Origin of the sequence: Rhodobacter sp. SY28-1, from assembly GCF_005222785.1 — a bacterium.
In the GTDB taxonomy this organism is placed as follows: domain Bacteria; phylum Pseudomonadota; class Alphaproteobacteria; order Rhodobacterales; family Rhodobacteraceae; genus Tabrizicola.
Window position 1 is genome coordinate 1,547,559 of sequence record NZ_STGH01000001.1, and the last position, 19,944, is coordinate 1,567,502.

23 protein-coding genes are annotated in these 19,944 nt (G+C 65.3%); 6 read left to right on the top strand and 17 right to left on the bottom strand.

Features of this window, described 5'->3' with window-relative positions:
* Positions 1 to 54 precede the first annotated feature (54 nt).
* The 12 genes from E8M84_RS07675 to E8M84_RS07730 all read right to left on the bottom strand — a co-directional run bounded on the left by E8M84_RS07675 (position 55) and on the right by E8M84_RS07730 (position 11,331).
* Entirely contained in the window at positions 55 to 1,356 is a 1,302-nt protein-coding gene (locus tag E8M84_RS07675) for an FAD-binding oxidoreductase (protein ID WP_137110535.1), read from the bottom strand.
* Positions 1,357 to 1,360: 4 nt separating this feature from the next.
* Positions 1,361 to 2,716, bottom strand: a complete 1,356-nt coding sequence (locus tag E8M84_RS07680) for a glutamine synthetase family protein (RefSeq protein WP_137110536.1) — start codon at positions 2,714 to 2,716, stop codon at positions 1,361 to 1,363.
* A gap of 42 nt (positions 2,717 to 2,758) precedes the next feature.
* A complete protein-coding gene (locus E8M84_RS07685; RefSeq protein WP_137110537.1) occupies positions 2,759 to 3,466 on the bottom strand; it encodes a type 1 glutamine amidotransferase in 708 nt (235 codons plus the stop codon).
* A gap of 121 nt (positions 3,467 to 3,587) precedes the next feature.
* On the bottom strand, positions 3,588 to 4,922 hold the full coding sequence (locus E8M84_RS07690) for a glutamine synthetase family protein (RefSeq protein ID WP_137110538.1): 1,335 nt from the start codon (positions 4,920 to 4,922) through the stop codon (positions 3,588 to 3,590).
* A 188-nt stretch (positions 4,923 to 5,110) separates the two neighbouring features.
* Positions 5,111 to 5,935 carry an ABC transporter permease gene (locus E8M84_RS07695; RefSeq protein ID WP_137110867.1) on the bottom strand — a complete coding sequence of 275 codons (825 nt, stop codon included), beginning with the start codon at positions 5,933 to 5,935 and terminating at the stop codon, positions 5,111 to 5,113.
* A gap of 76 nt (positions 5,936 to 6,011) precedes the next feature.
* The gene (locus E8M84_RS07700; protein WP_137110539.1) at positions 6,012 to 6,890 is read right to left on the bottom strand and encodes an ABC transporter permease; all 879 of its coding nucleotides are present in this window, start codon (positions 6,888 to 6,890) and stop codon (positions 6,012 to 6,014) included.
* 52 nt (positions 6,891 to 6,942) lie between these two features.
* The gene (locus E8M84_RS07705) at positions 6,943 to 7,695 is read right to left on the bottom strand and encodes a transporter substrate-binding domain-containing protein (RefSeq protein WP_137110540.1); all 753 of its coding nucleotides are present in this window, start codon (positions 7,693 to 7,695) and stop codon (positions 6,943 to 6,945) included.
* 35 nt (positions 7,696 to 7,730) lie between these two features.
* Positions 7,731 to 8,438 (bottom strand): ABC transporter substrate-binding protein, encoded by a 708-nt coding sequence (locus tag E8M84_RS07710; RefSeq protein WP_137110541.1) that lies wholly within the window; start codon positions 8,436 to 8,438, stop codon positions 7,731 to 7,733.
* A complete protein-coding gene (locus tag E8M84_RS07715) occupies positions 8,438 to 9,220 on the bottom strand; it encodes an ABC transporter ATP-binding protein (RefSeq protein WP_137110542.1) in 783 nt (260 codons plus the stop codon). The genes E8M84_RS07710 and E8M84_RS07715 overlap by 1 nt, the downstream gene beginning before the upstream one ends.
* A 102-nt stretch (positions 9,221 to 9,322) precedes the next feature.
* The gene (locus E8M84_RS07720) at positions 9,323 to 10,093 is read right to left on the bottom strand and encodes a phosphate/phosphite/phosphonate ABC transporter substrate-binding protein (RefSeq protein WP_137110543.1); all 771 of its coding nucleotides are present in this window, start codon (positions 10,091 to 10,093) and stop codon (positions 9,323 to 9,325) included.
* Positions 10,090 to 10,524, bottom strand: a complete 435-nt coding sequence (locus E8M84_RS07725; protein WP_137110544.1) for a TerB family tellurite resistance protein — start codon at positions 10,522 to 10,524, stop codon at positions 10,090 to 10,092. Before E8M84_RS07725 ends, E8M84_RS07720 begins: the two co-directional genes overlap by 4 nt.
* Positions 10,525 to 10,533: 9 nt before the next feature.
* Positions 10,534 to 11,331, bottom strand: coding sequence for a 23S rRNA (adenine(2030)-N(6))-methyltransferase RlmJ (locus tag E8M84_RS07730; protein WP_137110545.1), 798 nt, complete (start codon positions 11,329 to 11,331; stop codon positions 10,534 to 10,536).
* 92 nt (positions 11,332 to 11,423) lie between these two features.
* Between E8M84_RS07730 and E8M84_RS07735 the strand changes: the two genes are divergently transcribed.
* Together E8M84_RS07735 and E8M84_RS07740 are read left to right on the top strand one after the other, a co-directional pair.
* A complete protein-coding gene (locus E8M84_RS07735) occupies positions 11,424 to 12,086 on the top strand; it encodes a TerC family protein (RefSeq protein WP_137110546.1) in 663 nt (220 codons plus the stop codon).
* A gap of 182 nt (positions 12,087 to 12,268) precedes the next feature.
* Positions 12,269 to 12,715, top strand: coding sequence for an META domain-containing protein (locus E8M84_RS07740; protein WP_137110547.1), 447 nt, complete (start codon positions 12,269 to 12,271; stop codon positions 12,713 to 12,715).
* Positions 12,716 to 12,778: 63 nt separating this feature from the next.
* Here E8M84_RS07740 and E8M84_RS07745 read toward each other — a convergent pair whose 3' ends face one another.
* From E8M84_RS07745 to E8M84_RS07765, 5 genes are all read right to left on the bottom strand, one after another.
* Entirely contained in the window at positions 12,779 to 13,687 is a 909-nt protein-coding gene (locus E8M84_RS07745) for a porin (protein ID WP_137110548.1), read from the bottom strand.
* A 216-nt stretch (positions 13,688 to 13,903) separates the two neighbouring features.
* Positions 13,904 to 15,547: a CTP synthase gene (locus E8M84_RS07750; protein WP_137110549.1), complete on the bottom strand. Its 1,644-nt coding sequence runs from the start codon at positions 15,545 to 15,547 to the stop codon at positions 13,904 to 13,906.
* Positions 15,548 to 15,699: 152 nt separating this feature from the next.
* Positions 15,700 to 16,107, bottom strand: coding sequence for a preprotein translocase subunit SecG (gene secG / locus E8M84_RS07755; protein ID WP_137110550.1), 408 nt, complete (start codon positions 16,105 to 16,107; stop codon positions 15,700 to 15,702).
* Between the two features lie 222 nt (positions 16,108 to 16,329).
* Entirely contained in the window at positions 16,330 to 16,719 is a 390-nt protein-coding gene (locus E8M84_RS07760; protein WP_137110551.1) for a VOC family protein, read from the bottom strand.
* Entirely contained in the window at positions 16,712 to 17,107 is a 396-nt protein-coding gene (locus E8M84_RS07765) for a DUF6524 family protein (protein WP_137110552.1), read from the bottom strand. Before E8M84_RS07765 ends, E8M84_RS07760 begins: the two co-directional genes overlap by 8 nt.
* 67 nt (positions 17,108 to 17,174) lie before the next feature.
* Between E8M84_RS07765 and E8M84_RS07770 the strand changes: the two genes are divergently transcribed.
* The 4 genes from E8M84_RS07770 to E8M84_RS07785 all read left to right on the top strand — a co-directional run bounded on the left by E8M84_RS07770 (position 17,175) and on the right by E8M84_RS07785 (position 19,927).
* A complete protein-coding gene (locus E8M84_RS07770) occupies positions 17,175 to 17,909 on the top strand; it encodes a bifunctional 2-polyprenyl-6-hydroxyphenol methylase/3-demethylubiquinol 3-O-methyltransferase UbiG (protein ID WP_137110553.1) in 735 nt (244 codons plus the stop codon).
* On the top strand, positions 17,906 to 18,217 hold the full coding sequence (locus tag E8M84_RS07775) for a hypothetical protein (protein WP_137110554.1): 312 nt from the start codon (positions 17,906 to 17,908) through the stop codon (positions 18,215 to 18,217). Before E8M84_RS07770 ends, E8M84_RS07775 begins: the two co-directional genes overlap by 4 nt.
* A gap of 79 nt (positions 18,218 to 18,296) precedes the next feature.
* Complete coding sequence (locus tag E8M84_RS07780; RefSeq protein WP_137110555.1) at positions 18,297 to 19,589, top strand: adenylosuccinate synthase; 1,293 nt, start codon at positions 18,297 to 18,299, stop codon at positions 19,587 to 19,589.
* A gap of 77 nt (positions 19,590 to 19,666) precedes the next feature.
* On the top strand, positions 19,667 to 19,927 hold the full coding sequence (locus tag E8M84_RS07785; RefSeq protein ID WP_137110556.1) for a DUF2842 domain-containing protein: 261 nt from the start codon (positions 19,667 to 19,669) through the stop codon (positions 19,925 to 19,927).
* Positions 19,928 to 19,944 lie beyond the last annotated feature (17 nt).

Sequence of the window (19,944 nt, forward strand, 5' to 3'; positions counted from 1 at the left end):
CCCGGGGGCTAGTCCCCGGACACCCAGGATGTTTTCGAACAGAAGAAAGTGGCTTCAGAGCCCCAGCCGGTCCCGCATTGCGTACCAGGTCATCGCGGTGACGAGAAGCGGCCAGCGGAGGGCCGCGCCGCCCGGGAAGCGGTATTGCGGTAGGCTCGCCATCAGGTCGAAGCGCTCCATCTGGCCCGCCGTCGCCTCGGCCATCAGCTTCCCCGCAAGCGTCGCTATCGCGACCCCATGGCCAGAGTAGCCGGAAGCGGACAGGATGTTCTGGCCGGGACGGGTGAAGCAGGGCATCCGGTTCACCGTGATCGCCAGCGTTCCGCCCCAGGCGTGAGTGATCCGGGTCTTGGACAGTTGCGGGTAGACCTGCAGCATGGGTTTCGAGACCGTCCTGATGATGTCCGGGAAGCGGTAGCCGTAGGACTCGCCGCCGCCGAAGAGGAGGCGGTTGTCTTCGCTGAGACGCCAGTAGTTGACGACAAAGCGGGTGTCGGCCACGGCGACAGGTTCGGACAGGATGTCCTTCGCCCGTTCACCCAAAGGTTCCGTTGCGACGATGAAGTTGTTGATCGGCATGACTTTTGCCGAAACCTTCGGGCTGAGCTGCCCAAGGTAGCCGTTCCCCGCCAGGATCACCGTTGCGCAGTCGACATGGCCCGATGGCGTTCGGACGACGGGGCGCGCGCCGGGCTCGACCCGGTGAACCTCGCTCATCTCATGGATGCGGACGCCCGCCCGGGCCGCGGCCTGCGCCAGACCGATGGCGTAGTTCAACGGGTGCAGGTGGCCCGCGTCGCGGTCTATCTCGCCGCCGACATATTCGGTTGATCCGATCAGGCGGCGGATGCCGGTTCTGTCAAGCGATTCAAGGTGCTGGTAGCCATAGTCGCGCCGCAGCTTTTCGGCGTAAGCGTGAGTGTCGCGAACCTCTGCCTCGGACCGGCAGGCGTGGGCGATGCCGGGGTGGAAGGTCACCGGCATGGCGTGGTCTTTCACCAGCGTCTTGACCAGCGTCTTGGCCTCTTCGGCCAGGTCCCAAAGGCGGTGAGCATTCTCTTTCCCCACCGTCTTCTCGATCCAGACCTGATCCTGCCGTTGGCCCGACCCGACCTGCCCGCCGTTTCGGCCAGAAGCGCCGAAGCCGACACGGTGCGCTTCAAGCAGCACCACGTCATAGCCCCGTTGCGCAAGGTGTAGCGCCGCCGAGAGCCCGGTATAGCCGCCGCCGACGATGCAGACATCGGCCTTTTGCTGGCCTTTCAGGATCGGGAAACGGTCCAGCGGTGCCGCCGTCGCAGCATAGTAGCTGGCGGGGTATTCGCCCCGCCGGTCGTTCACATGCAAGAGGTTCATCGCGTCACACGTTCAGCAGCAGGTGTTCCCGCTCCCACGGGCTGATGACCTGCAGGAACTCCTTGTATTCGTTGCGCTTCACCGAGTCGTAGACCTTGATGAAGTCCACACCCATCACCTCTTTCAGCGCCTGGTCCTCGTCCAAGAGGTCCAGCGCATCGCCCATCGTGGCGGGAATGTCCTCGCTGTCGATATAGGCGGAGCCCGAGAATTCCGGCCGAGCCTGGACCTTGTTCATCAGGCCCAGGTAGCCGCAGGCCAGCGTCGAGGCGATGCCGAGGTAGGGGTTGCAGTCCATGCCGGGCAGGCGGTTTTCCACCCGCCGGGCGGCCGAGGAGGAGATCGGGATGCGCAGGCCCGTGGTCCGGTTGTCGCGGCCCCATTCGAGGTTGATGGGTGCCGCGAAGTCGGGGACGTAGCGGCGGTAGCTGTTCACATAGGGCGCGAACAAGGCCACGGCGGCGCCAAGGTGTTTCTGCAGCCCCCCTATGAAGTGCAGGAAGGCCTCCGTCTCCACGCCCTTGGGCCCCGCGAAGATGTTCTTGCCGGTCTTCGTATCCACGACCGATGTGTGGATGTGCATCGCAGAACCCGGCTCGCCCGCGATGGGCTTGGCCATGAAGGTGGCAAAGCAGTCGTGGCGCAGCGCCGCCTCGCGGATCAGGCGCTTGAAGAAGAAGACGTCGTCAGCCAGCCGGACCGGGTCGCCGTGGGCGAGGTTCAACTCGATCTGCCCCGCGCCACCTTCCTGAAGGATGCCGTCGATCTCCAGCCCCTGTGCTTCGGCGAAGTCGTAGATGTCGTCGATGACCTTGCCGTATTCGTCGACGGCGGACATCGAATAGGCCTGTTTCCCCGCAGCCCGGCGGCCAGAGCGGCCCATCGGTGGGATCACCGGCATGTTCGGGTCGATGTTGCGGGCGGTCAGGAAGAATTCCATCTCGGGGGCGACCACAGGCCGCCACCCTTGCGCGGCGTAGAGGTCGCAGATGCGGCGCAACACGTTGCGGGGGCTGAAGGGGACCAGGTTGCCCTGCTGGTCCTTGGCGTCGTGAATGACCTGCAGCGTGATGTCGGCGGTCCAGGGGGCGGCGGTGGCGGTGGACCAGTCGGGTTCCAGGATCATGTCGGGTTCGGTGAAGGCGTCGAAAGGGTTGTCGGCCCATTCGCCGGTGATCGTCTGCAGGAAGATCGAGTTCGGCAGGAAATAGTTGGTCTGCTTGGCGAATTTGGCGGCCGGCATCGCCTTGCCCCGCGCTACCCCGGCGATGTCGCCGATGATGCATTCCACTTCGTCTACCCGGCGGTTGCCGATGTAGTCGCGCGCTGCCTCGGGCAGCTGGTCGGTCCATTTGGACATAGGTCACACATTGTTGGGGGGTGGCCCCCGCGGCCGAACGGGTCAGGCGCGGAGCTTCTCGGCCCCAGATTTGGCTTGGTGGGTCAGGAAGAATTCCGCGATCCGGTCGGCCATCGACGGGCTGTCGGTGGGCTTGTCGAGCCTTTGGGTGGCGTCGGCAAGCAGCGCGTCGGGGACCAGACCCGGCCCCCGGTACTTGATCAGGCCCGCCATGAATTCCTTGCGGAATTCGGGGTGGGGCTGAACGGTAAACATGCGGTCGTCGTAAAGGAGTGCCGCATTTTCGCAGAAAGCGGTGGACGACAGGACCTTTGCCATCTCGGGCTTTTTCACCACCTGGTCCTGATGCCAGGCGTTCAAGGTATAGGTCTGGTCGCCGAAATCATACTCGGTGGGACCAACGGACCAGCCGCCCGCATATTTCTCGACCTTGCCGCCCATCGCCTGCGCGATGATCTGGTGGCCGAAGCAGACGCCGACCACCGGCACATGTTCGGCGTAGGCGCGGCGGATGAAGTCCTCCAGCGGCGGGATCCAGTCGTGCGGTTCATAGGCGCCAAAACGCGACCCGGTGATCAGCCAGCCGTCGCACTCGTGCACGTCCTTCGGGAAGTCATTACGCAGCACCGCCCATCGGCGGAAGGTCAGGCCCCGGCCTGCCAGCAGAGTCTCGAAGAAATCGGGGTAATCGCCCATGTCGGCGCGCAGGGCGTCGGGGCTTTCGCCGGTCTGAAGGATGCCGATCTGCATCTCTGATCCCTATGTTTTCCTCAAGGTGGAAGCGAAGCGCGGGCCGGTCAAGAGGCTCGTCGTGCGCCTTCGGCTTCTCTTCGCAGGTCAGCGACGAGGGCCGAAGGCCAACGCGGAGCGGTCAGACAGTGTCGAGATACAGTTCCACCCGTTCCTCGGGCGTAAGCTCGGCCAGATAATGCAGTTCCTGGCGTTTGGTCTGCACCAGGTTGCGGATCAGTTCCTTCGGCAGGAAACGATACAGCACGTCCGAGTTTTCGAACGCCTCGATGGCCTCTTCCCAGGATGCGGGGATCTGCGGCAGGTCCATCGCATAGGCATTGCCGGTCACCGGCGGCGCAGGCTCCATCTCGTCCTCGATGCCGGTCAGGGCGGCGCCCAGGATCGCGGCCAGCATCAGGTAGGGGTTCACGTCGCCACCGGCCACGCGATGTTCGATCCGCCGGGCACTGGGGTTGCCAGCTGGAATCCGGATCGCGGCGGTGCGGTTCTCGTAGCCCCAGCTGATCGCGGTGGGCGCATGCTTGTCGGGAACCAGACGTTCGTAGCTGTTGAAATGCGGCGCGAAGAGGAGCGTGGAATCGTGCATTGCCGCAAGGCAACCCGCGACGGCATGGCGCAGCTGAGCGGTTCCCTTGGGGCCGCCAGAATCGAAGATGTTGTCGCCCTTGGCATCCAGCACCGAGAAATGCGTGTGCAGGCCCGACCCCGAGTATTCGGCATAGGGTTTTGCCATGAAGCTTGCGGCAAAGCCGTGGCGGCGGGCGAGGCCCTTGACCAGCATCTTGAACAGCCAGGCATCGTCGGCGGCCCGCAGCGGGTCGTCGCAATGCATCAGGTTCACTTCGAACTGGCCGAGGCCCGTCTCCGAAGTGGTGGTGTCGGCCGGTATGTCCATCGCCTCGCAGGCGTCGTAGAGGTCGGTGAAGAAAGTATCGAAGGCGTCGAGCGCCCGGATCGACAGGGTCTCGGCCGCCTTGCGGCGCTTGCCGGACCGGGGGGACGCGGGGACCTGCATGGTCTTGCCGCTGTCGTCGATCAGGAAGAACTCAAGCTCCATCGCGCAGACCGGGGTCAGGCCGCGCGCCTTGTAGCGCTGCACGACAGCGTTCAGTGCGTGGCGGGGGTCGCCCTCATAAGGCTGGCCGTTCTCGCGGAACATCCAGATCGGCAGCAGCGCGGTCGGTGCCTCCAGCCAGGGCATCGGCATGAAGCCGCGTTCGGTGGGCTTCAACACGCCGTCGGCGTCGCCCTGTTCAAAGACCAGCGGGCTGTCGTCAATATCCTCGCCCCAGATGTCAAGGTTCAGGACCGAGAAGGGGAACCGCGTCCCATCCTTCACGACCTTGTCGGCAAAGCGGGCCGGGACGCGCTTGCCCCGCGCCTGACCGTTCAGGTCCGCAGCGGCCACCCGGATGGTGCGCACGTCGGGGTGCTTACGAAGGTAATCTTTCATCGTCATGTCGTTATGAGGTCAGGGCACGGCTCCCGCGCCCGCAGCCAGCCATGGCTGCCTCATGCGCAGGTTCGGACCATGCCCTTGGCCCTTCCCCTGATTTTGATCGCCTTGCCCCGCAGGCCTACTTTTCGGCGTTTCCGCAGGGTCCGGGCGGGTGCCCGGATAATTTGATCAAAAGTAGCCTACTACCGGATCAGGTTCGGACGCAAGCGGATTTTCATCCGGGAATTCGAGGGCAGGTGCCGGTTCAGCCGCCGGTTCACCCTGCCATAGATGAAGGTCACGGCCAGGGTCAGCAGGATGAAGTAGAAGGCGACGATGGGGTAGGGGATGAAGGGGTTGAAGGTCTTGTCGGCGAAGTAGTTCGCGTAATAGAGCGCGTCACCCTTCTGCGCGAAGGCCGGAAAGCCCGAGAAGTAGACCAGCGTCGTGGCGTGGAACAGGAAGATCGCCTCGTTGGTATAGGCGGGCCAGCCGAGCCGCAGCATGGTCGGCCATTCGATGCGGATGAACTTTTTCCAGCCGGTCAGGCCATAGGCCTCGGCCGCCTCAAGGTCGCCCTTGGGGATCGACTTCAGCGCCCCGTGGAAGATCTCGGCGGAATAGGCTGCGGTGTTCAGGAACAGGACCAGAAGCGCCCCGGCCCAGGCGCGGGTGGTCCAGGAGGTGTTGATCTCGACCCCGAACAGCATGAACTCCTTCGGCAGCAGGACCAGCGCCTCGTAGGCCAGGAAGAACTGGATGAAGAGAGGCGAGCCACGGAAGACGAAGACGAACCATTCGGCGGGTTTGCGGATCAGCGGGTTGCGCGCGGTCCTGGCCAGCGCCACGGCATTGGCCAGGAAAAAGCCGAAGACCAGGGCGAGGATGCCGAAGTAGAGGTTCCAGATCAGGCCGGACCCGATCAGGGTGAACTGCTGGCAGATGGTGAAGTCGGATCTCGGCAGAAGGTTCTCGCCGATCCCGATGGAGCGCAGGCTGTAGGCCTGGATGGTTTCCCAGCAGGTCATGCTCATGCCGAAGCCTCCTGCCCGGGCCAAATTCCTTCGAAGGAGTTTGCGAGAGTCTTCGAAGACTTTTGGTCGCTCATGCGCCGGCCCTCCGCAGGGCTTCGCCGCCCGCCGTGGCCTGGCCGTGGCTCAGCCGCGCGGTCAGTTTGCCGATGCCGATTTCCGAGATGCGGGTGAAGATCAGGTAGAAGACCAGAAGCCCCAGGAAGTACCAAAGCCGCCAGTCGCCATGCGGATACTCATAGGCCTGGGTCTTCGACCCGCCCAACTCGCGCGCATAGTAGACGATGTCCCGGACACCCAGCAGGAACAAGAGCGGGGTGGCCTTGATCAGGATCATCCACAGGTTGCCAAGGCCGGGCAGCGCGTAGATCCACATCTGCGGCACCAGGATGCGGCGGAAGACCTGCCTGCGGCTCATCCCGTAGGCTTCGGCGGTTTCCAGCTGCGCGCGGGGGACGGCCTGCATCGCGCCGTAGATCACGTTGGCGACAAAGGCCCCGAAGACGATGGCGAAGGTGACGACGGCCAGCATGAAGCCATAGGCCTGGTGCCAGAAGGCCGCGGATTTGCCAAGCGGGACCTTGGCTTCGGGGCAGACCCGGAATTCCAACCCCTGCCAGGGCCAAGCATGGCTTTCGCAGACCACCAGGCTTTTCGAGTATTCGATGACCTGATCCAGCGCGATGACGAAGAACAGGAAGAAGATGATGTCGGGCACGCCGCGCACCATCCAGATGTAGATCTTGCCCAGCCAGCTGACCGGCGCGATATGCGACCGTGCGGCGGTGGCGCCCATGAATCCCATGCCAAGCGCGGCGGGGGCGGTGATGGCGAGAAGAAGAAGGACAGTCAGGAAGGACCAGTAGAAATCGACGTGCTTGGCCGACGTGAAATAGCAGAGGTACCAGGTCAGGCCCTCGATGGATTTCGGATCGGCGCAGGCTTCGAACATTCGTGGATCCTGTCGGAAAGGGGCGGGCCCGAAAGCCCGCCCGGGTCAGGCCTCAGCAGCCTTCCTTGCCGGCATCGCCCCAGGTCTTGGCCTCGGGTCCGAAGTATTCGGCCTTGGTGATCATCGCGTCCAGCGTGCCGTCGCACTTCATCGACTTGATCGCCACGTCGAACTTGCCGCGCAGGTCGTCGTCGCTGTCCCGGAAGCCAAGACCCACGCCGCCACCGATCGACTCTTCCTTCTCCAACAGAACCAGCGCCCCGCCCGATTCCGCCGCGATCGGCACCAGGTAGTCCTTGTCGGCCAGCACCGCAACAGCTTCGCCGTTCTTCACCGCCGCAACGGTTTCTTCCGGCGTGGCGTATTCGACTAGTTGCATGCCGTTCTCGGCCACGAAGGCCGCCTGGATCGTCGAGGTCTGCGCTGCGACCGGGCCCGACATCAGGTCGGCATCCGCCGCCGCCGCCAGATAGGCCGACGAAGCCGGGGGCAGGTAGCCCTGGCTGAAGTCGATCACTTCCTCACGCTCGTCGGTGATGCTCATCCCGGCGATGATGACGTCATAGTTGCCCGACTGCAGGTTCGGGATGATCGAGTCCCACTCGTTCGTCACCCATTCGCAGGTCAGGCCAGCGCGCTTGCAGAGCTCGTCGCCGAACTCGCGCTCAAAGCCCGCGACTTCGCCCGCGTCGTTGATGAAGTTGTAGGGAGGGTAGGCGCCCTCCGTGCCCAGACGGACGACGTCCTGCGCGAAGGCCGCGCCCGAGATGCCCACCAGAGCGGTTGCGAGAAGTAGTCTTTTCATCCGTAGTCTCCCCTATTGGATGGTTGTTCTGCCGGTCATTCGAACCAGCGGTTTTCCAGGCTTGCAAGCGTTCCGTCACGGCGCATCGCATCCAGCGCCATATTCAGACTGCCCAGCAAGCTGCTGTTTCCCTTGCAGACGGCCATTCCGACGCCGTCGTCAAGGATCACTTCGGAATACAGGTAATCGAACCCGTTGACGGCCACGAAGTCGTTGATGTCCTGCCGGGTCTCGAATGGCCCCAGCGCCAGATCGACCTGGCCCTCCAGAAGCGACTCCAGCACCTGCGGCTCGGTCGGGAACGACACATGCCGATACCCCATCTGCCGCAGATGCGCCTCTTGCACCGTGCCCGACTGCACCGCCACCAGCGCCTCTGCCGGAGCCTTCGCCCCGGGACGCCCGATGTACCATTCGTTGGGGTCGGTGCCGTGATAGGGATCGGTGAAGTCGACCATCGCTCGCCGCTCTTCCGTCACCGCGATCCCGCCCAGAACCACGTCGAACCGGCCCGTCATCACCCCGGGGATCAGCTGGTCGAAATTCGCCAGTTCCCAGGTACAGGTCAGCGCGGCGCGACTGCAGACCTGATCCATCACATCGCGTTCAAAGCCGGTGATCACCCCGGCCTCGTCGACATAAGTGTAGGCCGGAAACGGGGCGTCGGTGCCGATCACGACCGGCTCGGATGCCGCAAGCACCAGCCCGGTCACGGCATAGGCGATCGCCCCCGCACAGGACATCACGCCGCCGTCGCCGACAGGAACCCGCGCAGCCGTTCGCTTTGCGGATTGCCGAACAGGCTGGACGGCGGACCCTGTTCCTCAATCTTGCCCTTGTGCAGGAAGATCACATGGTCGGAACAATCCGCCGCCAGCTTCATGTCATGCGTGACCAGAAGCATGGTCCGCCCTTCATCCGCCAATGCCTTGATGACGCGGACGACCTCCTGCTCAAGCTCGGGGTCCAGCGCAGAGGTCGGCTCATCGAACAGCAGCGCGCGCGGCTCCATGCACAGTGCCCGCGCGATGGCCGCGCGCTGCTGCTGGCCACCCGACAGTTGCGCGGGCCAGGCGTCGGCCTTGTCGCCGATGCCCACCTTGGCCAGATACTGCCGCGCCTTCGCCTCGACCTCTTTCGGGTCGCGCTTCAGCACGGTGACCGGCGCCTCCATCACGTTCTGCAGGATCGTCAGGTGGGACCACAGGTTGAACTGCTGGAACACCATCGACAGGTTGGTGCGGATGCGCGTGACCTGCTCGCGGTCGGCCGGATGCCGGGCCATGCCCTCGCCCTTCCAGCGCACCGCCTCACCTTCGAACTTGATCTCGCCCTGCTGGCTGTCTTCCAGAAGATTGCAGCAGCGCAGAAGCGTGGACTTGCCGGACCCCGAGGACCCGATCAGCGACACGACATGCCCGCGCGGTGCGGTCAGGTCGACCCCCTTGAGCACTTCAAGCTGCCCATAGCTTTTGTGCAGGTCGCGGATCTGGATGACCGGAGTGTCGGCAGAGGCGTCGGGCATGGCTCTTGATATCTGAGGCGGTTGGTCAGGCAGTAGGAAGCAGATTTTGTGTCAATGCAACGGCGATTTGGCCGGTTCGTCTTCCCCAAGCCGGTGATTTGATCAGATTTGCGCGGCAATCTGTTCGGGTGACGGGGGATTGGGCACCGCGAGATAATCCGCCACGGGAAGCCGGACAAAGCCCTTCAGCCGCAGGGTGGCGCGATCCGCCGGGTCAAGGGCAGCGATGGCCTCGCCGACCGCGTCGAAGATCGGCTGCGGATCACGGCCCGCCGCCGTGATGTAGGGCAGGCCGGGGGTCGGGTCGGTCAGGGCGACGACTTTCAGCCGTGCAACGACCGGATCGGCTTCCAGCAACAAGGCAAAGGTGACTGCATCCAGTGCCGCGATATCCGCCCTGGCTTCGGCAACCGCATGGGCCGACAGTCGGTGCCCGCCCGTCTGCAGCAGCGGCGGCAGGGAAATGCCAAGCCTGGAGGCATGGGTCTGCGGCGCAGCCCAGCCGGATTGCGACAACGCCTCATTGTAGGCAAATCGCGCGCCGTGGAAGTCGGCCAGTGTCTGTCGCGGGTCGTCGGCTCGGGCCACGAAGACCGAGCGATAATGGCCCGGCGCACAGCCATCGACCCCGTAATCCGGGGTGCCGACATAGGTCACCTTGTACTGCAGACGCGCCCGGAACGGATAGCCGCAGGTCTGCGACAGGACCAGTTCGGGGGCCTGCCACGCGTCCCAATAGGCGTGCTCGCCCCGGGTCAGCGTCTCGGGTGCAGCGATGCCACGGCCTGTCAGACCCCTCCGGATCAGCGCCCAAAGCCGGTCGTTTGCGGCAACTGCCGGGCCGAAGTCATACATCCCAAGGCTTGCGATCATTCCCGTTCCGCCCGCTGCCGTGCCAAGGCCGATTCAACATCCGTCAGCCCCAGAAGGTTCGCCACCAGCCGCATCAGCCGGTCCTCATGCGCCTCGCGCAGGCCATCGGCCAGGGCGACCGACCACAGAGCCACCATCAGATCGGCCCGGTCCTCCAGCGGCACGGCGTCCTTCAGCGCGCGGGTGAAGCGGACGGTGTCCGGTGCTGCGCTTTCCAGCTCCTCGGCCTCGGTCCGCAGTCTTGCCGCGGCGAAGGGGTCCAGCCCATAGCGACGCGTTAACACGCGGTCGATCCGTTCCACCTCCTCGGCGGCGTAAAGCCCGTCGGTGCGGGCAATGCGGACCAGCAGCGCCGCCAGCGCAAGCTGGGCGTCGGTTTCGGGCAGTCGGGCGGGTTCGGGGGCCAAGAGCCGGCGAAGAAGATCGATCATGCAGACAACCTAGGGCGTCGAGCCGGGCTTTGGAAGCCGGGCAAACCGGGTTGTGAGCGCGGCCAGTTCTTCCGCCAGACCATAGGGCGCATTGACGATGAACAGGCCCGATCCTTCCATCCGATGCCCCTCGCGCACGGGGGGAAAGCGGACCTCGTGCCGCAGGCCGTAGGGGAACGCGGCTTCCAGCGCCTTCAGCATAGGGCCATGCGCGCCGCCCGTCAGGATCGGATACCACAGGATCAGGATGCCGACGTTCCACTTGCGATGGATGTTCGCCATGTGGCGCGGGATCGTCTCGTAGTCCGTCTTCACTTCATACGAGGGATCAATCAGCATCAGCCCCCGCCGCGGGGTGGGGGGCGTCAGCGCCAGCGCCAGGTCGAACCCGTCGCGCCTGTGGACATGTGCGCCCCAGTCCTTCGCGGCTTTCTCCAGCGCGGCGAATTCCTGCGGGTGCAGTTCCGCCAGGTGGATCGAATCCGTCTCCCGCAGCCCCAACGCCGCGATCAGGGGTGATCCCGGATAGGCCCGCGCCCCGTAACCGGCCCGCGCCTCCTCCAGCCGCTGCCGGTAGGGGTGGTCCGGCGGAAACAGCGCCTCGGCCAATCCGATTCCCGCCGCCGCCTCACCCGTCCTTACTGCCTCCTCCGCTCGCAGATCATAGACCCCGCGCCCGGCATGGGTCTCGATGTAGGTCAGGGGCTTCTCCTTGTGGGTCAGGTAGTCCAGCACCCAGGCCAGCACCGCGTGTTTCTGGACGTCCGCCAGGTTCCCGGCATGGTAGAGGTGTTGGTAGGACAGCATGACCCTGCCTAGCCGCACGGCCAGCGCCTTGCAACCGGCTTGAACCGGCAACGCAGTGGGCGTAGGACCTGCAAAAAGCGATAGGGACAGTCATGGAAATCTTCACCTACGAGGGCTTCGTGGCCCTGATGCAGGTCATCGGGATCGACCTCGTGCTTGCGGGCGACAACGCCATCGTGATCGGGCTTGCCGCTGCGGGCCTGCCGAAGGAACAGCGGGCCAAGGCGATCCTGGTGGGGATCGGCGCGGCGACCGTGATGCGGATCGGCTTCGCGCTGATCACGACGCAGCTTCTGGCCATCGTGGGGCTTCTCCTCGCCGGCGGCATCCTCCTGCTGTGGGTTTGCTGGAAGATGTGGCAGGAACTGCGCGCCGGGGCGCACGCCCATGACATCGAGGCGGTGGAGGCGCTGGCCAACCAGGACCTCGACAAGGACGGAGCCATCGCCGACGACGCGCCGAAGAAGACCTTCGCGCAGGCCGCGACCCAGATCGTGGTGGCGGACGTGTCGATGAGCCTCGACAACGTGCTGGCCGTGGCGGGGGCCGCGAAGGACCACCCGACGGTCCTGATCATCGGTCTGGCGCTGTCGATCGCGATGATGGGCCTCGCGGCGAGCTGGATTGCCAACCTTTTGAACAAGTACCGCTGGATCGCCTATATCGGGCTTCTCATCATCCTCTACGTCGCCTTGAAGATGATGTGGGAAGGCTGGCACGAGGTGGAGCCGGTGGTGCTGGGGGCGCTCGGCTGACCACGCAGGACAGCGCTTGCGGACCTTGGAAAATCAAGGGCTTGGCCAGGCGCGTTCACGTGGACTTAACCAAGGGGCCGGGGTTGCAATGGCCTCGGCCCTTGGCTTTCGGGGTGGGGAGGGACTGCCTTGGCAGCAGTGTCCGGCCCTGTCAGGATCGCCGTGATCACCTGGAGGTCCCGATGCCCCGCCTGTCTCTAGCCATTGCCGTGGCGCTGTGTCCTAACTTCGCCCTCGCGTGCGGCCCGACACCGCCGGTTTTCGACGGTGACCCCGAAACCGGCGTCTCGATCTCGGTCGGCCGGATCGCGGACCGGGTCTGGGAGCCGACGTGGATTGACGGAGTGGCGGTGCCCGATGGCGCGGGCCTGTCGCTGTCGGTCAGCTTCGAAGGCCGCGTCGAGGGCACCACAGGCTGCAACCGCTTTACCGGCACGGCTGACCTTGATGCGGGCACGCTACAGCTTGGCCCTTTGGCCGTCACCGAAATGGCCTGCGTGGAGCCGGATCGGATGGAGCGTGAGGCCGCCTGGCTGCAGGCGCTGGTCGAGGCGCGAGGGTTCGTGGTGTCGCCCGCGGGGCTGTGGCTTATGCGCGAGGACGGGTCGGTGGCGGCCTGTCTGGAGTGACCGGCGACAATGCAAACGGGCGGCGCAGGGTCTGCGCCGCCCGTTCAAGGTCATGGACCCTGATCAGAACGCGCCGGTCAGCGCCGCATTCACCGCACCGTGGCGCGGGTTGAAGATCGAGTCGGCGACACTGTTCAACGGTGCCTCGGTGCCCGCGCCGCCCAGCGGCAGCGTGAAGCCGAGGCGGACCGTGTCGAGATCCGTGCTGCCCCCCAACGCCGAGAGGTCAGTCCGCGCCAGTTCCAGCGAGACTGTCGAGGAAACACCACCGAGGTCCAGGTTGTAGCCCAGGCCAAGGCCCATGGTGGTGATGTCCGCGTCAACCCCATCGATCGTCGTGCGGCTGATGCCGCCAAACGTCGAGAACTGGTCGGTGATGTCGTAAGCGCCGGCCAGGCCGAGCAGGTCGACATCCGCTTCGCCCCCGCCTGCACTGATCGAGGCGCGCTGGAAGCTGCCGCCGATGGTCAGGTTCGGCATCGCGGCATACTTGGCCGACAGGCCCAGTGTGTCGGCATCGATATCGGCGATGTCAGGGCTGACCGAGGTGCGCCCGACAAAGGCGCCAAGGTCAAGGTTGCCGGTTTCGTAGCCGACCTCGGCCCCGATGGATTTCAGCGACAGGTCGATGGGGGCAAGGCTGATCTGGCCGGTCAGCTGCTCGGCGTAGACGCCGAAGGACAGGCCGCTGGCCATCTTGTAGCCGACGTCGAGGCCAACGAAGGTCGCCGTGATGTCGACGGGCACGCCGTCGATGCCAAGGTCCAGATACCCGGCGTTGACGCCGAGAGTCATGCCGTTTGCGAATGTCAGGTTGATCCGGCCGTCGAGGCTGGCGGTCGAGAGACCTTGGTCGATGTCCGAAACGTTGTGGTCACCGAAGCCGAGGGTAACTGCGCCCGACATGTCCTGCGCGAGGGCAAGGCCGGGGGCGGAAATCGTCAAGAGGCACAGGGCAAGAGCGCTTTTCATTTTTCAATCCTTTGCTGCGCGAGGTAGAGCCCGAGCTCGTTAAGAAGTCTTAATAAGATATTAATTTAACTGAATATGGAACGTTCGATCAAAATGGCCGAGTTGTCTTTATCGCACTGTGCCTGATCCGCATCACGCTCCAGAAGGGGGCGTGACGGGGTTGGCGGCAGTCAGAAACTCAGCTCTGTCTGGCAGTCTCGGTTGTGCTTGTGGGCGTCAGACCAGCCTCGACACCTCCACCGCCGCCCGGACAAAATCCGCGAACAGCGGGTGCGGGGCGAAGGGCTTGGACTTCAGCTCGGGGTGGAACTGGACGCCGATGAACCAGGGGTGGTCCTTGACCTCGACGATCTCGGGCAGACGCCCGTCCGGGGACATGCCGCTGAAGATCAACCCGCATTTCTCCAGGTCCTCACGGTACTGGATGTCCACCTCATAGCGGTGGCGGTGGCGTTCCTCGATCACGTTGGTGCCGTAGATGCGGGCCACGGCGGAGCCGTCCTTGAGGTTCGCGGTATAGGCGCCAAGGCGCATCGTGCCGCCCTTGGCGTCGTCGGCTTTCCGCCGGACGGTGTGGTTGCCCTGGACCCATTCCTTCAGGTGGTAAACCACGGGGGTGAAACGCTTTTCACCGGCTTCGTGGTCGAACTCCTCGGACCCAGCGTTCTTCACCCCCACCAGGTTCCGGGCGGCCTCGATCACGGCCATCTGCATACCAAGGCAGATGCCCAGATAGGGCACTTTCTTTTCCCGCGCGAAGGTGGCGGCCTTGATCTTTCCTTCCGTCCCGCGTTCGCCAAAGCCGCCGGGGACGAGGATGGCGTGGAAGTTTTCCAGCCAGGGCGCGGGGTCTTCGCGCTCGAATATCTCGGCGTCGATCCATTCGGCGCGGACCTTCGTCCGGTTAGCCATGCCGCCATGGGTCAGGGCCTCGGCGATGGATTTGTAGGCGTCTTCCAGCTGGGTGTATTTGCCGACGATGGCGACGCGCACCTCGCCTTCGGGGTGAGTGATGCGGTCCATCACGTCTTCCCAGCGGGCAAGGTTGGGTTTCGGCGCAGGCGTGATGCCGAAGGCGTCGAGGACTGCCTGGTCAAGGCCCGCGCGGTGGTAGGCGAGGGGGGCCTCGTAGATCGTCTTCAGGTCATAGGCGGGCACGACGGCCTGTTTGCGGACGTTGCAGAAGAGGGCGATCTTTTCCAGCTCGCGCTCGGGGATCGGGTGTTCGGACCGGCAGACGAGCACGTCGGGGGCAAGGCCGATGGATTGCAGTTCCTTGACGGAGTGCTGGGTGGGCTTGGTCTTCAATTCGCCGCTGGCCGAGAGGTACGGCAGCAGCGTCAGGTGCATCAGGATCGACTGGCCGCGCGGACGTTCGTGGATGAACTGGCGGATGGATTCAAAGAACGGCAGGCCCTCGATGTCGCCGACCGTGCCGCCGATCTCGCACAGCATGAAGTCGACCTCATCGTCGCCGATGCGGAGGAAGTCCTTGATCTCGTTGGTGACGTGGGGAATGACCTGGATGGTTTTCCCCAGGTAGTCGCCACGGCGTTCCTTTTCGAGGACGTTGGAATAGATGCGGCCGGAGGAGATGGAGTCGGTGGTCCGCGCATGGACGCCGGTGAAGCGTTCGTAGTGGCCAAGGTCGAGGTCGGTCTCGGCGCCGTCGTCGGTGACGAAGACCTCGCCATGTTCAAAGGGCGACATCGTGCCGGGGTCGACGTTCAGGTAGGGGTCAAGCTTGCGGAGGCGAACGGTGTAGCCTCGGGCCTGAAGAAGCGCGCCCAGGGCGGCTGAGGCGAGGCCCTTGCCGAGGGAGGAAACGACGCCGCCGGTGATGAAGATGTAACGCGCCAAGGCGGGTCTCCCGTGTTTACTTGCGCGATTCGGATGGGGTGGAATCGCGGCACCACGGGAGTCGAGGTATAGCGGCTCCCGGCAAGATAGGCAACGCCTGCCCCGCTAGATCATGCGGGTTCGGTCAGGATCGACTGCAAGCAGTTGTAGGATCAGGGGTTCGTGGCCGGAGCGGCCGGTTCGTCGGCGCGCGGCGGGGTTGCCGGAGCGTTGCCCGTCGAAGTGCCGGGCAGGGTCAGGTCGGTGCCGGCAAGGCCGCCGCCGGTTGCCGGGGCGTCGGTTGCCGGGGCTTCGGTCGTGCCCTCGGTCGTTGCGGTGTCGACGACCGAACCGCCCTCGCCGCCGCGGGTGGCAAGGATCGTCAGGGTGATCGAGGTCACGATGAAGGCCGCGGCGAAGATCCAGGTCAGCTTGGTCATCGCGGTCGCGGCACCCCGGGCGGACATCGTGCCGCCACCACCACCAATGCCCAGTCCGCCCCCTTCGGAGCGTTGCATGAGCACGACGCCGATCAGGAGAAGGGCGAGGATCAGGTGGATGATGAGGATTACGTTTTCCAAGACGGGCTCCGGCGGCTGACGCGCCTATCTAGGCGGAAGGGGGCCAAGGCGCAAGGGTTCCTGGACGGGGGAGCCGTCCTCGGGGGCATCGAGCCCCGCTCGGACGGCGCTGCCGCGGACCAGGGCCGAGCGGATCGTGGGTGGCGACGGCGGAGCCTCCGGCGGGAGTATTTGGGCCATGGGCAAGAGCCGAACCTGTGCGATGGGCTGAAGGCGGGCGGGTCAGGGGCCTTCGTGGACAGCAGAGAGCTTGTTGCCATCCGGGTCGCGCACATAGGCCGCAAAGAAGGCGGGGCCATAGGGGCGCAGGCCGGGCGCGCCTTCATCGCTGCCGCCATGCGCCAGTGCGGCTTTGTGGAAGGCGCGCACGGCCTCCTGGTCGGGGGCCACGAGCGCTGGCATCGAGCCGTTGCCGACGGTTGCGGGCTTGCCGTCGAAGGGCAACGTGATCCAGAGCCGGGTGCGGCGGTCGGAGGTCAGGCCGTAGCCGACCTCGGTCGCTTCGGTCGCGCGGCGGATCAGGCCGAGGGGGGCAAGCGCCGCATCGTAGAACCGCGCGGCCCGGTCGAGGTCGTTCGTCCCGAGTGTCAGGTAGAGGAGGGTCTCAGCCATCGACCTCGTCCGTGGTCTGCTGGCCGGACAGGCGCTGGCGCAGGATTGACCAGGACATGCCGATGCCGAGGATCAGCGACAGCACGATCAGCGCGAGCCAGGTGTTGAGCGCCGAGTTGTCGAGGCCGAGGAGGCCCCAATCGGTCAGGACCCAGATGCCTGCCCCAAAGATCGCGGCGATGATCAGCGCGCCGAGGATGCCGATCGAGCGCATGGTCGCCACCAGATAGACCATCGCGGCGACGGCAAGGATCAGGCCCAGGAAGACGATCAGCGGCGTCTGCTCGCCCCAGGCCTCGCGCGCCCAGGTGACGTAGTTCCAGGCGGTCGGGTTGAAGATCGCGGCGAGAAGGAGGAAGGCGCCAAGCCAGCGCAAAAGGAAGCCCATGATCTTGTTCCTGACGGTTTCGGCGGCCCCATGCTAGCCTCGTGCGCGGTTGAGGCAAGGGGGTGGAATGGACGCGCTGTATCACGATCCGGCGCTCGCCGTGCTGTACGATTGGGACAATCCCTGGCCGGTCGACTTCGACTGGTTCCTGACGCTGGTCGAGGGAGCGGATACGGCGCTGGACCTGGGCTGCGGGACAGGGATCTTCTCGGTGGCGCTGGCGGCGCGGGGGGCAGAGGTGGTGGGCGTCGACCCGGCGGCGGCGATGCTGGACGTCGCCCGGGCGCGGCCGGGAGGGGACGCGGTGCGCTGGATTGAGGCCCCGGCGCAGGGGCTGGACCTGAGGCGTCGGTTTCAGGCGGTGGTGATGACGGGGCATGCGTTCCAGACCTTGCTGCGCGCGGAAGACCGGGCGGCCTGTCTGGCAACGATCGCCCGGCATCTGGCACCGGGTGGTCGGTTCTTCCTTGACAGCCGCAATCCGGACGCGCGGGAGTGGGAGCAGTGGACGCCCGAGGCCACCCGGGAGGTGCGGGCGCATCCCGAATATGGCGCGCTCGAGCGGTGGAACGCGGCGGAGGAGACGGACGTGCCGGGGGTGATCGAGTACCAGACGCATTACCGGCTGCAGGATGGGCGGCATTGGCAGGCCCGGTCGCGGATCGCCTTTCCGGGGTTCGACGAGTTGGCCGGGGCGATTGCGGCGGCCGGTTTGCGGGTGGACCGGTGGCATGGCGATCCGTGGGGCGGTCCGTTGCAGCCGGGCTGCCCGGACTTCATCCCGCTTGGGGGGCTGGCATGACTACGGAGCGGATGCGCCTGGGCGGGGTGGCCTTCCTCTTGTGCGGCGCGGTGCTGGTCTGGATCGCGGTTTACCTTCTGACCGGGGTCATGGGCTGGCGGATCACCCCGGACGGGGCCGGGCTATCGGTCCTGTGGCTTCTGGTGACCGGCGGGGTGGTCATCGCAATGGGCGGGCAGATGCTGACCACGGGATCGCGGCCACGTTGGCTTTTGCGCGCCTTTGTCGTGCTGATCGTGGTGTTTGTGGTGACGGGGGTCATCGTGACCCTCACCTCCGGCGCGCGGATGCCCCGGCTTTACCTCTGAGCGTGCATTTGACGGGTTTCCCCGTGCGGGACCTGTCGCTATACCGCGCAGGGTTTGTCACTGACTCGGGGAAATGCGCATGGCCAACGTCGTCGTGGTGGGTGCCCAGTGGGGCGATGAGGGCAAGGGCAAGCTGGTCGACTGGCTGTCCGAGCGCGCCGATGTGATCGCGCGGTTCCAGGGCGGGCACAACGCGGGCCACACGCTGGTCATCGGGAACACGGTCTACAAGCTGTCGCTCTTGCCAAGCGGCATCGTGCGCGGCGGCAAGCTTTCCGTCATCGGCAACGGCGTGGTGGTGGACCCCTGGCATCTGGTGGCCGAGATCGAGAAGCTGCGCGGGCAGGGGGTGGAGATCACGCCCGAGAACCTGATGCTGGCGGAGAATGCCTCGCTGATCCTGCCGATTCACGGCGAATTGGACCGTGGGCGTGAAGCGCAGACCTCCGTGGCCAAGATCGGCACCACGGGACGCGGCATCGGCCCGGCCTATGAGGACAAGGTCGGGCGCCGGGCGATCCGGGTGGCGGACCTCTTTGATCCGGCGACCTTGGACACGCGGATCGGCCGCTTGCTGACGCATCACAACGCGCTGCGGGCGGGGTTGGGGCTGGAGCCCGTGGACCCCGCAGCGTTGAAAGCGCAGCTTCTGGAGATCGCGCCGAAGCTGAAGCCCTATGCCGGGCCGGTCTGGAAGGTGCTGAACGAGGCACGTCGGGCGGGCAAACGCATCCTGTTCGAAGGCGCGCAGGGCTCGCTTCTGGATATCGACTACGGGACCTATCCCTATGTGACGTCCTCCAACACCATCGCGGGGCAGGCAGCGACTGGCACCGGGGTCGGCCCGACCGCGATCGATTTCGTCCTGGGGATCGTGAAGGCCTATACGACGCGGGTAGGGGAAGGCCCCTTCCCGGCGGAACTGTTTGATGCGGACGGTGAGCGGTTGGGCGAGCGCGGGCATGAATTCGGCACGGTGACCGGGCGCAAACGCCGCTGCGGCTGGTTCGATGCGGTGCTGGTGCGGCAGACCTGCGCGACCTCCGGAGTGTCGGGCATCGCGCTGACCAAGCTTGACGTGCTGGACGGGTTCAAGACGCTGAAGATTTGCGTCGGCTACGATCTGGACGGCAAGCGGATGGATTATCTGCCCATCGCGGCGGATGAACAGGCGCGCTGCACGCCCATTTACGAAGAAATGGAAGGCTGGTCGGAGACGACGGCCGGGGCGCGGTCCTGGGCGCAGCTTCCGGGGGCCGCGATCAAGTATGTCCGCCGGATCGAGGAGTTGATCCAGTGCCCGGTCGCGCTACTGTCCACCTCGCCGGAACGGGACGACACGATCCTGGTGACGGATCCCTTCGCGGACTGAACGGCTTTTCGTGCGGCTTCGCGTTCTCTTCGCGAGGCGCGACCGCAGGACGCGAGGAGCAGGCCTGGAGTGACGAGATGGCGCTAAGCTACAAGGCCCGGCGGCGCTGGGCGCTGGTGATCCTGCTGATCGGGATGCCGCTCTATGTGGTCGCGGCGGTGACGCTCGTCGGGCTGATCGAACGGCCGTCGTTTCTGGTCGAACTGGTGATCTATGTGGGCCTGGGCTTTCTTTGGGCGCTGCCGTTCCGGTTCATCTTCCGGGGGATCGGTCAGGCCGACCCCGACGCGCCCGGGGTCGCAAAGGAAAAGACGGACGGGCAGGGCCCATCCGTCTGATCGGTCTTTGGTGATCC

Excerpts from the sequence above, each read along its gene's own strand:
- E8M84_RS07705 (WP_137110540.1), bottom strand. The coding sequence starts at position 7,695 with ATGAAAAGACTACTTCTCGCAACCGCTCTGGTGGGCATCTCGGGCGCG.
- E8M84_RS07690 (WP_137110538.1), bottom strand. The coding sequence starts at position 4,922 with ATGAAAGATTACCTTCGTAAGCACCCCGACGTGCGCACCATCCGGGTG.
- E8M84_RS07725 (WP_137110544.1), bottom strand. The coding sequence starts at position 10,524 with ATGATCGATCTTCTTCGCCGGCTCTTGGCCCCCGAACCCGCCCGACTG.
- E8M84_RS07765 (WP_137110552.1), bottom strand. The coding sequence starts at position 17,107 with ATGGGCTTCCTTTTGCGCTGGCTTGGCGCCTTCCTCCTTCTCGCCGCG.
- E8M84_RS07770 (WP_137110553.1), top strand. The coding sequence starts at position 17,175 with ATGGACGCGCTGTATCACGATCCGGCGCTCGCCGTGCTGTACGATTGG.
- E8M84_RS07730 (WP_137110545.1), bottom strand. The coding sequence starts at position 11,331 with ATGCTGTCCTACCAACACCTCTACCATGCCGGGAACCTGGCGGACGTC.
- E8M84_RS07785 (WP_137110556.1), top strand. The coding sequence starts at position 19,667 with ATGGCGCTAAGCTACAAGGCCCGGCGGCGCTGGGCGCTGGTGATCCTG.
- E8M84_RS07740 (WP_137110547.1), top strand. The coding sequence starts at position 12,269 with ATGCCCCGCCTGTCTCTAGCCATTGCCGTGGCGCTGTGTCCTAACTTC.
- E8M84_RS07675 (WP_137110535.1), bottom strand. The coding sequence starts at position 1,356 with ATGAACCTCTTGCATGTGAACGACCGGCGGGGCGAATACCCCGCCAGC.
- E8M84_RS07780 (WP_137110555.1), top strand. The coding sequence starts at position 18,297 with ATGGCCAACGTCGTCGTGGTGGGTGCCCAGTGGGGCGATGAGGGCAAG.
- E8M84_RS07735 (WP_137110546.1), top strand. The coding sequence starts at position 11,424 with ATGGAAATCTTCACCTACGAGGGCTTCGTGGCCCTGATGCAGGTCATC.
- E8M84_RS07700 (WP_137110539.1), bottom strand. The coding sequence starts at position 6,890 with ATGTTCGAAGCCTGCGCCGATCCGAAATCCATCGAGGGCCTGACCTGG.
- E8M84_RS07775 (WP_137110554.1), top strand. The coding sequence starts at position 17,906 with ATGACTACGGAGCGGATGCGCCTGGGCGGGGTGGCCTTCCTCTTGTGC.
- E8M84_RS07715 (WP_137110542.1), bottom strand. The coding sequence starts at position 9,220 with ATGCCCGACGCCTCTGCCGACACTCCGGTCATCCAGATCCGCGACCTG.
- E8M84_RS07680 (WP_137110536.1), bottom strand. The coding sequence starts at position 2,716 with ATGTCCAAATGGACCGACCAGCTGCCCGAGGCAGCGCGCGACTACATC.
- E8M84_RS07720 (WP_137110543.1), bottom strand. The coding sequence starts at position 10,093 with ATGATCGCAAGCCTTGGGATGTATGACTTCGGCCCGGCAGTTGCCGCA.
- E8M84_RS07760 (WP_137110551.1), bottom strand. The coding sequence starts at position 16,719 with ATGGCTGAGACCCTCCTCTACCTGACACTCGGGACGAACGACCTCGAC.
- E8M84_RS07710 (WP_137110541.1), bottom strand. The coding sequence starts at position 8,438 with ATGTCCTGTGCGGGGGCGATCGCCTATGCCGTGACCGGGCTGGTGCTT.
- E8M84_RS07685 (WP_137110537.1), bottom strand. The coding sequence starts at position 3,466 with ATGCAGATCGGCATCCTTCAGACCGGCGAAAGCCCCGACGCCCTGCGC.
- E8M84_RS07695 (WP_137110867.1), bottom strand. The coding sequence starts at position 5,935 with ATGACCTGCTGGGAAACCATCCAGGCCTACAGCCTGCGCTCCATCGGG.
- E8M84_RS07745 (WP_137110548.1), bottom strand. The coding sequence starts at position 13,687 with ATGAAAAGCGCTCTTGCCCTGTGCCTCTTGACGATTTCCGCCCCCGGC.